This is a genomic window from Pseudomonas sp. (assembly GCF_035512415.1).
Lineage (GTDB): Bacteria > Pseudomonadota > Gammaproteobacteria > Pseudomonadales > Pseudomonadaceae > Aquipseudomonas.
The window spans coordinates 249,780-257,377 of sequence record NZ_DATKDZ010000043.1 but is presented as its reverse complement, the minus strand read 5'-3'; the positions used below and the strand labels follow the sequence as shown (position 1 = coordinate 257,377).

The window sequence follows — 7,598 nt, the reverse complement described above, 5'->3', positions numbered from 1 at the left end:
GTCTGCGACCGCCGAGAGCTTCTCGACACCCATGGCCTCTCGCGCTTGCTTGGCCATGGAACTCAGCTGGTCACGATCAGCCCCATCGTTCGTGACCTCGTGCGTCACGATCAGGTGGTGCTTCGCGTCGACCGCCGCCTGCACGTTGTAGCCGACCATGCCGGTGCCACGCGTTTTCATCGAACGGGCATCTGGATCGGTCAGGGAGATCTGTTTATCCGGCGTTTCGTTGAGCTGAACCTCGATTTCCTTGAGCTCTTGCAGCTTAGTTTTCAAGGTCGCGATCTTGTCGTGGAGGCGTTCGGCTTTGACCTGCGCCACGGCAGGTTCCTGACGATCTGCGGTATCGAGTGCAGTCAGGTAGCGGTTGATGCTGGACTCGATCTCCTCCATTCGCCGCTGAAGCTTGGCGTTGGTGAAGTTGCGGTCGCGATTGTTAACCGCCTTGAACTTGCTGCCGTCGATGGCCACCAGCGCTTCCGAGAACAGGCCAAGCTGCTGACACAGCACCACGAACTGCCGACAGACGCCGCGGATTGCCTTACCGTTGTCCTTGCGGAAGTTGGCGATGGTCTTGAAGTCCGGCATCAAACGCCCGGTCAGCCACATCAACTCTACGTTGCGCTGAGCCTCGCGCTCGAGACGGCGACTGGACTGGATACGCTTGAGGTAACCGTAGATGTAGATCTTCAGGAGGTCAGCAGGATGGTAGGCGGGCCGACCTGTTTCAGCCGGGACGACACCCTCGAAACCCAGTTGGCCAAGGTCGAGTTCATCGACGAAAACATCGACCACCCGCACCGGGTTCGTGTCCGTCACATAGTCATCCAGGCTCTCGGGAAGCAGCGCGCTTTGGCCTCGATGCTCTCCCTGGATAAAACGCTTCATCGGCATCCCCCGCTGATTTGAATCCATCAAATCACAGCAAGGTCGATGCCAACGTTTTTACACAGTCTGGGCCGAATGCAGCCGTTTCTCGACCGCAACTGACGGCTAGCGGCGATAGTCGGATGCGCCATGAGATTCTGGGGTGATTTGGTGGTATTCGGCATCCAAGAGAGTCTTTCTATCTGGTTCTGTTGGCCGTAAGCTGGGTAGAGCAGCATTTTTCAGAGAGGGGCGTATGCTGAAGAAATTATCAATCCATTGAGTTGGATCATGGGGTCAGCATGGAACCTATTGGTTATTTTATTTTGGGTACAGTATTGGCTATTGCTTTGATCGGAATCGTAGGTTTTTTGTTCACTAAGCTACTTGAGCGGAAACTAAATAGCCAAAAGCCTTGAGCCACAACACTGCAGGCCTTTGAGGTGCCATAGGTACCTATAAACAGATTTCCTCACCGACACTTGGGCAGTGAGGACAACTGCTTATCATTAGCCCCGCGTCGTTCTATATAGGTTTGTGTTGCACTGATTGCATGCATGGATTCGGCGTTCGTCATTACGTGCCTCAAGACCATATTGCCGGATGCTGCATGACCTGCAGTGCCAGCATTGAATGCGGCTCAATTGAGTTTTTCGAGCGTACTCTTCAATATTAGGAAAGCGCAGCCAGGCTTCGTGTTTGCGCTTCCTTAGGTCGCCTGCGAGCCAATCGGCGAGAAGGGCGCAGCCTACTATGAATATGATGAACGCAGCGATTACATACATGAGTTTTGCTCCTTTGTTTTTGGTGTTTTTCTAGATCCAATATTCGCGTTGTGCACTTATTCGTCCTCGTCCTCTTCTGCCCACCGCTGGTGAATACGCCGGCTAGCGGCTACTTGTGCAGGTAGCAGCGGTAAGAAGCCGTTATTAGTCGCGATGTGAGGGGCTGTCAGCCAGGCAAGGAAAAGATATTTCCCCGGGTTTATCAGGAATTGTGAGAGCGTAATGTCGAGCTTTTGCTGTATCTGAGCATCGACGTAAACCGATGACCAAGCATTCAGGTGAACCTGTTGATCAGGTGTGAACGTGATTTGTTCTTCGAGTGACATGCGTATGGCTCCGTTTGGGTTACGGCTCCAGTTTCCCCATTGTTTTGAATATGCAAGCCTGGGGTTACCCTCCCAGGCTGGGCTATTTCGACGCGAACTTGCCAGTTTGCAGTGCCACAGACCGTCGTGACAGTTAGCGTTTACGGCTCAACGAAAAGTAGCTGTTGTCCCTGGTTTAGAATTGACCTAGCGGAAACCCCTGGCAGGCCAGGGTTATAGATGTAGAACCACGATGGCAGCGCCTTGGACATCTCAGTAATCAGTCTGATGTCTTCTGCATTTGCAGGTGCCCCCCAAGCATCCAGGAAAATAGGGCCATAAGCCTTGCCGTTTTCCGACATGAATGAAGGTGCGCCCACCAGGCTTGGTGAGTGGTAAGTTATCAGATCGAATAGTTGGGCATAGGTCTGTACCAAACCACCTTCACCGAATGGTTGGCCGAGCACATGCCTAACCTTGGTCGAAAGTAACTGTTCCCGGCCATGTTCATCCTTGCCGTAAACATCCGCGCGCGCCTCTATATATGCCTTTGAAGCAACAGCCACCGCTTTCTCAGGAGCTGATGCCAGGCTTTCAGGCACCCATGCGGCGATTTGTATTCGCGCGGCAGGGCTCCCCGGAGTTAATCCACTCAACAGCAGCATTGTTGGATCTCCGGATGCAATCAGCTGTGCAGCGCCGCTTACTGAGTGATCAAGATTTCGACCGCTAGACCCAGTCACTACTAAGGTTTCGTCATACTCGACGCGTGACATGTCGTGGGCAGGAATGCTCATCGCATCAGCTATTTGCAGTGCCAATGACGGTGTACCGGTTCGGGGGAGCAGACCGCATCCACTTAGAACGGATATGAAAAGGGTAATCAGGATAGTTCGAGACATGGAATTCCTTGGCTGATCAAATTTTAGTGATGGCTGAAAGAAGTAACTTTCAAGCGCGCAGCATTGGCCATAGAACCATGCTGGTGAGCAGGCAAGCAGTTGTCCATGTTGCCAGTGGGAGCATTAGGAGCTTAATTGACTCGTGGAGAGGGATCGTTATCCGGCGGTGTTTATAGCCTTTGAGTAAAAAAAGGCCCCACGCTAACGGTGCCGATTGGAATGACATGAGCAGAACTATTCGCCAAACAGCCATTTCAATTAAATGAGTTCCTGACGTGGTAGCTAGGGGGTGCCCCAGGTAGGCGAGTCTCAGTATCAGAGCGGAGCCCACAATCACGATTGACTGGCTGCTATAGAGGAGCTGTTTCCAAAGTGCTGCGCGTATTGCTTTTGATGTTTGATACATGATTGAGGACCTCAATAAATGGGGCCTTCAGGTGAGCATGACTTCTTGGATATGCAACCCGTTCAAGGGGGATGATTGTGGCACCGTGACCCGATGTTTTCAGTGTTCGTATTGGACTTTGAACGACGGTGAATCGATCGTGCGATTGTGACGGCGATCGTAAAGTCGAGTTGTGCTGATGCTGGCGTGCCCAAGCCAGTGCTGCACTTGAGCAATGTCGGCATGGTGCTCCAGCGCGTTAGTAGCTGCGGTGACACGCAGGCCGTGTACGCCTAATCCAGCCACATCGATTCCCGCTTGCAGCGCGTAGTGTCATACAAGCTTATAGATGCCATCAGGCTCAGGCTCCTGCCAGCTTTGCTACCCCGAAGGCTGGTGAACATAAAGTTGTTTTTGTCTCTCTCGACGCAAACACCTTGCAGGTAATGGTTGATGCTGTTCTCTGCATCACCATGAAGAGGGATGTGACGCAGTCGCCCGCCTTTGCCGTGGATTCGCAGGTGCAGCAATCCATCCCGCCTCTGCAGGTCGCACAGTCGCAGAGAAGCAACTTCTTGGTGCCGCAGACCGTGATAAAGCAGCACCGCCAAGATGGCCCTGTCTCGTAAACCTTTTGTTGATAGCAGGTTTGGGGCGTCGAGAAGTAACTTTGCCTGGGCGCTGCTCAAAGCAGGGGTCTTGCCCTCGTAGCATTCAGTACGTGGACGTTTAATACCGTGGACAGGGTTGCGTGTGTAGCGCGGATCTCGTTCGATCAGGTAGTCGAATAAGCATGCCAATGCTGCAAGTTTTCGCCTGCGTGTAGCAGCGCTTAAACCTGCCTTTTCTAGTGCGGCGCGCCACATCAGAACATGCCCGCGAGATATTTCAAGCTGGTCCTCGACTGAGCGCGCGCCCACTAAAAAAAAGAAGTCTTGGATATCGGAACGATAGGCGCGCCGGGTTTGGTTGTTGTCGAGGTTAGCGAGCCATTCTGAAACCAAACAAATAACGGAGGAGGTGGTAACCGCAATCATCTCCTTATGATCGTTGGCCCAAAGTCGCTTTTCTGACTGCATAACCGGTCATGCCCTGTTCGCTAAAGTGACTTTGCCGCTGGTCAAATCGGTAACGGCAACAGCTCTTGATAACGTGTTTTATCGAGAGTTTTCGCGGTGCTGGTGTGCTGTAGGGAGGCACAGACGCCCAGCAATTCTCACAACAGGTTTGAACTATGCAAGGGTGAGGTGCGGCGGGGTTGCGCCCAAGTGAGAGTCAGACGGATGAAACGAGAGGGACGTATGGGGGCTTATGGCCTTCAACTTTGCTACGGACGACGTATGGTTGGCTGCGCATGTTTGTCCGGAAGGTGCATTGGATTTTTCATCCTACGGTCTTTATGGGCTACATATGAAACTTTCAATTGTTGATTTAGCCGCCAGATAGTCCCGTTTGTCAGCGTGTTGGAATGCCGCGGCCTGTGCCTGTTCCTGGGCGATGACGTAACGCCAGAATTCCTCCTGGGCTGGAGGCGGCGTTATCGTCGCAAGCTCCGCGGCGTAGGCTTGTGTGGCTTGGGTAAGCATGCCGATAAATGTGTCCGGGAAAATCCTGGCGAACAGAATTGATGCGCGCGCCTTGAGCGAGAGGAAAAAGCCGCCAGGCTTTAGCTCGTATGCCGCAGCCTGTTCTGCATAGCGCGGACACTGGCGGGCTTCCAGTTCGCTGTAGGCCAGCCAGAAGTCGCCCTGAGGCGTTCCCTTGTGGGCGTCTGCCAATGCGCTGACGACCTGGCCGGCGAGGGTTCGGTTGTTCAGCTCCTTGAGCAGGGCCTGGCGATAGGCGGCGTCGGGATCGGCTGCCGTGGCGCTGAAAGCCTGCACAAGAAGGAGCACGGCAGCGGTGATAAGACCTTTGTTCATGTTTTTGTCCGGATAGCTGAAAAAAAACGGCTCACTGGGAGCCGTAAAAGGGTGACGGTTAAGGGCGTCAGCCGATGCCGAGGCACATGTACTTCTGCTCGATATAGTCGTCGATGCCGTAGTGTGAGCCTTCGCGGCCCAGCCCCGATTGTTTGATACCGCCAAAGGGCGCGACCTCGGTGGAGATCAGCCCCTCATTGACGCCGACCATGCCGTATTCCAGCGCCTCGCTGACGCGCCAGGCTCGGCCCAGGTCGCGGGTGTAAAGGTAGGAGGCCAGGCCGAACTCGGTGTCGTTGGCCATGGCGATGGCCTCGGCTTCGCTATCGAAACGGAAGATCGGTGCCAACGGGCCGAAGGTTTCATCGCGGGCTACCAGCATCTCAGGGGTGACATCGCCGAGCACGGTTGGCTCGAAGAAGCTGCCGCCTAGGGCATGTGGTTGGCCGCCGGCCAATACCTTGGCACCTTTGCTGATCGCATCGGCGATATGCTCCTCAACTTTGGCCACTGCATTAGCGTTGATCAACGGGCCCTGTTGAGCACCGTCTTCATCGGCCGGGGCGACCTTGAGGGCGTTTACCGCGGCGACCAGGCGCTGGCTGAACTCCTCGTACACGCCGTTCTGCACCAGAAAGCGGTTGGTGCACACACAGGTCTGCCCGCTGTTGCGGAACTTCGAGCCCAGCGCGCCTTGCACGGCGGCGTCGAGGTCGGCGTCGTCGAAGACGATAAAGGGCGCGTTACCGCCCAGTTCCAGCGATACCTTCTTGATGGTCGCAGCGCACTGCGCCATCAGCAGCTTGCCGATGCCGGTGGAGCCGGTGAACGACAGTTTCTGCACGTCCGGGTTGCCGGTCAGCTCGCCGCCTATGGCGCGCGAGTTAGTGCCGGGCACGATATTCAGCACGCCAGCGGGAATCCCGGCGCGCTCGCCCAGCACCGCCAGGGCCAGGGCCGACAGCGGGGTTTCTGAAGCGGGCTTGACCACTACGGTGCAGCCGGCGGCCAGGGCCGGGCCGACCTTGCGGGTGATCATGGCGTTGGGAAAGTTCCACGGCGTAATGGCCGCGACCACGCCGATGGCCTGCTTGATCACCACCAGGCGACGGCCTTGCTTGTCGTGGGGGATCACATCGCCGTAGACGCGTTTGGCTTCCTCGGCGAACCATTCGATAAAGCTGGCACCGTAGGCGATTTCGCCGCGGCTCTCGGCCAGGGGTTTGCCCTGTTCCCAACTGAGCAGCCGGGCCAGGTCTTCCTGGTTTTCCATGATCAGGTTGTACCAGCTGCGCAGGATGGCGCTGCGTTCCTTGGCGGTCTTTTCACGCCAGGCGGGCAGGGCGGCCTTGGCGGCGGCGATGGCGCGGGCGGTCTCTGCCTGGCCAACGGAGGCGACCTCGGCGATCAGCTCGCCATTGGCCGGGTTGGTCACGGCGAAGCGTGCTTTGCTGTCGGCTTCGAGCCACTGGCCGTCGATATAGGCCTGTTCGCGCAGCAGATTCAGATCGGTGAGTTTCATGTCGTTCTCTTGAGAATGCTTGAGGATCGGGCTCAGTACACGCCGCCAGCACAGGTCGGAGCCGGGGCATCCTTGAAGGCGGCGGCCAGGCTCTGCAGGCCGCGCATCAGCACGGTGGTGTCGACGCCGACGGCGACGAACTTGGCACCCAGCTCCAGGTAGCGGCGTGCCAGGGTCTGGTCGGCGCTGAGGATGCCGGCGGCCTTGCCCGCCTGGCCGATACGCACGATGGCGTCCTCGATGGCGGCCTGGACTTCGGGGTGAGCGGGATTGCCGCGATGGCCCATGGCGGCGCTGAGGTCGGCCGGGCCGATAAATACGCCATCGACGCCCTCGACCGCGGCGATGGCGTCGAGGTTGGCCAGGCCATCAAGGTTCTCGATCTGCACCAGCAGGCACATTTGCGCGTCTGCCTTGTCCAGATAGCCGGGGATGCTGTTCCAGCGCGAGGCGCGGGCCAGGGCGCTACCCACGCCGCGCACGCCGCTCGGCGGATAGTGCATGGCGCGCACCAGCTCGCGAGCCTGTTCGGCGCTTTCCACCATGGGCACCAGCAGGGTCTGCGCGCCGATATCGAGCAGTTGCTTGATCAACGCGGTATCGCCGATTACCGGGCGAATAACCGGTTGGCTCGGGTACGGGGCGACGGCTTGCAACTGGCCGAGCAGGCCGCGCAGGTCGTTGGGCGCGTGCTCGCCGTCGATCAACAGCCAGTCGAAGCCGGCATTGGCCGCCAGCTCCGCGCAGTAGGGATCGGCCAGGCCGAGCCACAGGCCGATCTGCGCTTCACCAGCTTGCAGGCGCTGCTTGAAGCGATTGATGGGCATATCCATGGAACCTCCTTGTAGGAGCGAGCTTGCTCGCGAAACTCGCATGCAGCCGATAGAGATGTATCGCCTGCACTGTCCAA

6 protein-coding genes and 1 pseudogene are annotated in these 7,598 nt (G+C 57.0%); all 7 read right to left on the bottom strand.

What is annotated here, in order from left to right; translation table 11 throughout:
* On the bottom strand, positions 1-888 hold an 888-nt coding region (locus VMP31_RS22360), incomplete at its 3' end, for an IS1182 family transposase (RefSeq protein ID WP_325509900.1).
* 820 nt (positions 889-1,708) lie between these two features.
* Positions 1,709-1,978 carry a hypothetical protein gene (locus tag VMP31_RS22355; protein WP_325509899.1) on the bottom strand — a complete coding sequence of 90 codons (270 nt, stop codon included), beginning with the start codon at positions 1,976-1,978 and terminating at the stop codon, positions 1,709-1,711.
* Positions 1,979-2,118: 140 nt separating this feature from the next.
* Positions 2,119-2,859, bottom strand: a complete 741-nt coding sequence (locus VMP31_RS22350; RefSeq protein WP_325509898.1) for a hypothetical protein — start codon at positions 2,857-2,859, stop codon at positions 2,119-2,121.
* 505 nt (positions 2,860-3,364) lie between these two features.
* Positions 3,365-4,323 (bottom strand): annotated as a pseudogene (locus VMP31_RS22340) (tyrosine-type recombinase/integrase).
* 318 nt (positions 4,324-4,641) lie between these two features.
* Positions 4,642-5,166 carry a hypothetical protein gene (locus tag VMP31_RS22335; protein WP_325509895.1) on the bottom strand — a complete coding sequence of 175 codons (525 nt, stop codon included), beginning with the start codon at positions 5,164-5,166 and terminating at the stop codon, positions 4,642-4,644.
* Positions 5,167-5,233: 67 nt separating this feature from the next.
* Positions 5,234-6,688, bottom strand: coding sequence for an NAD-dependent succinate-semialdehyde dehydrogenase (locus tag VMP31_RS22330; RefSeq protein ID WP_325509894.1), 1,455 nt, complete (start codon positions 6,686-6,688; stop codon positions 5,234-5,236).
* A gap of 32 nt (positions 6,689-6,720) precedes the next feature.
* A complete protein-coding gene (gene hpaI, locus VMP31_RS22325) occupies positions 6,721-7,521 on the bottom strand; it encodes a 4-hydroxy-2-oxoheptanedioate aldolase (RefSeq protein WP_325509893.1) in 801 nt (266 codons plus the stop codon).
* Positions 7,522-7,598: the final 77 nt, after the last annotated feature.

Excerpts from the sequence above, each read along its gene's own strand:
- VMP31_RS22355 (WP_325509899.1), bottom strand. The coding sequence starts at position 1,978 with ATGTCACTCGAAGAACAAATCACGTTCACACCTGATCAACAGGTTCAC.
- VMP31_RS22350 (WP_325509898.1), bottom strand. The coding sequence starts at position 2,859 with ATGTCTCGAACTATCCTGATTACCCTTTTCATATCCGTTCTAAGTGGA.
- VMP31_RS22335 (WP_325509895.1), bottom strand. The coding sequence starts at position 5,166 with ATGAACAAAGGTCTTATCACCGCTGCCGTGCTCCTTCTTGTGCAGGCT.
- VMP31_RS22330 (WP_325509894.1), bottom strand. The coding sequence starts at position 6,688 with ATGAAACTCACCGATCTGAATCTGCTGCGCGAACAGGCCTATATCGAC.
- hpaI (WP_325509893.1), bottom strand. The coding sequence starts at position 7,521 with ATGGATATGCCCATCAATCGCTTCAAGCAGCGCCTGCAAGCTGGTGAA.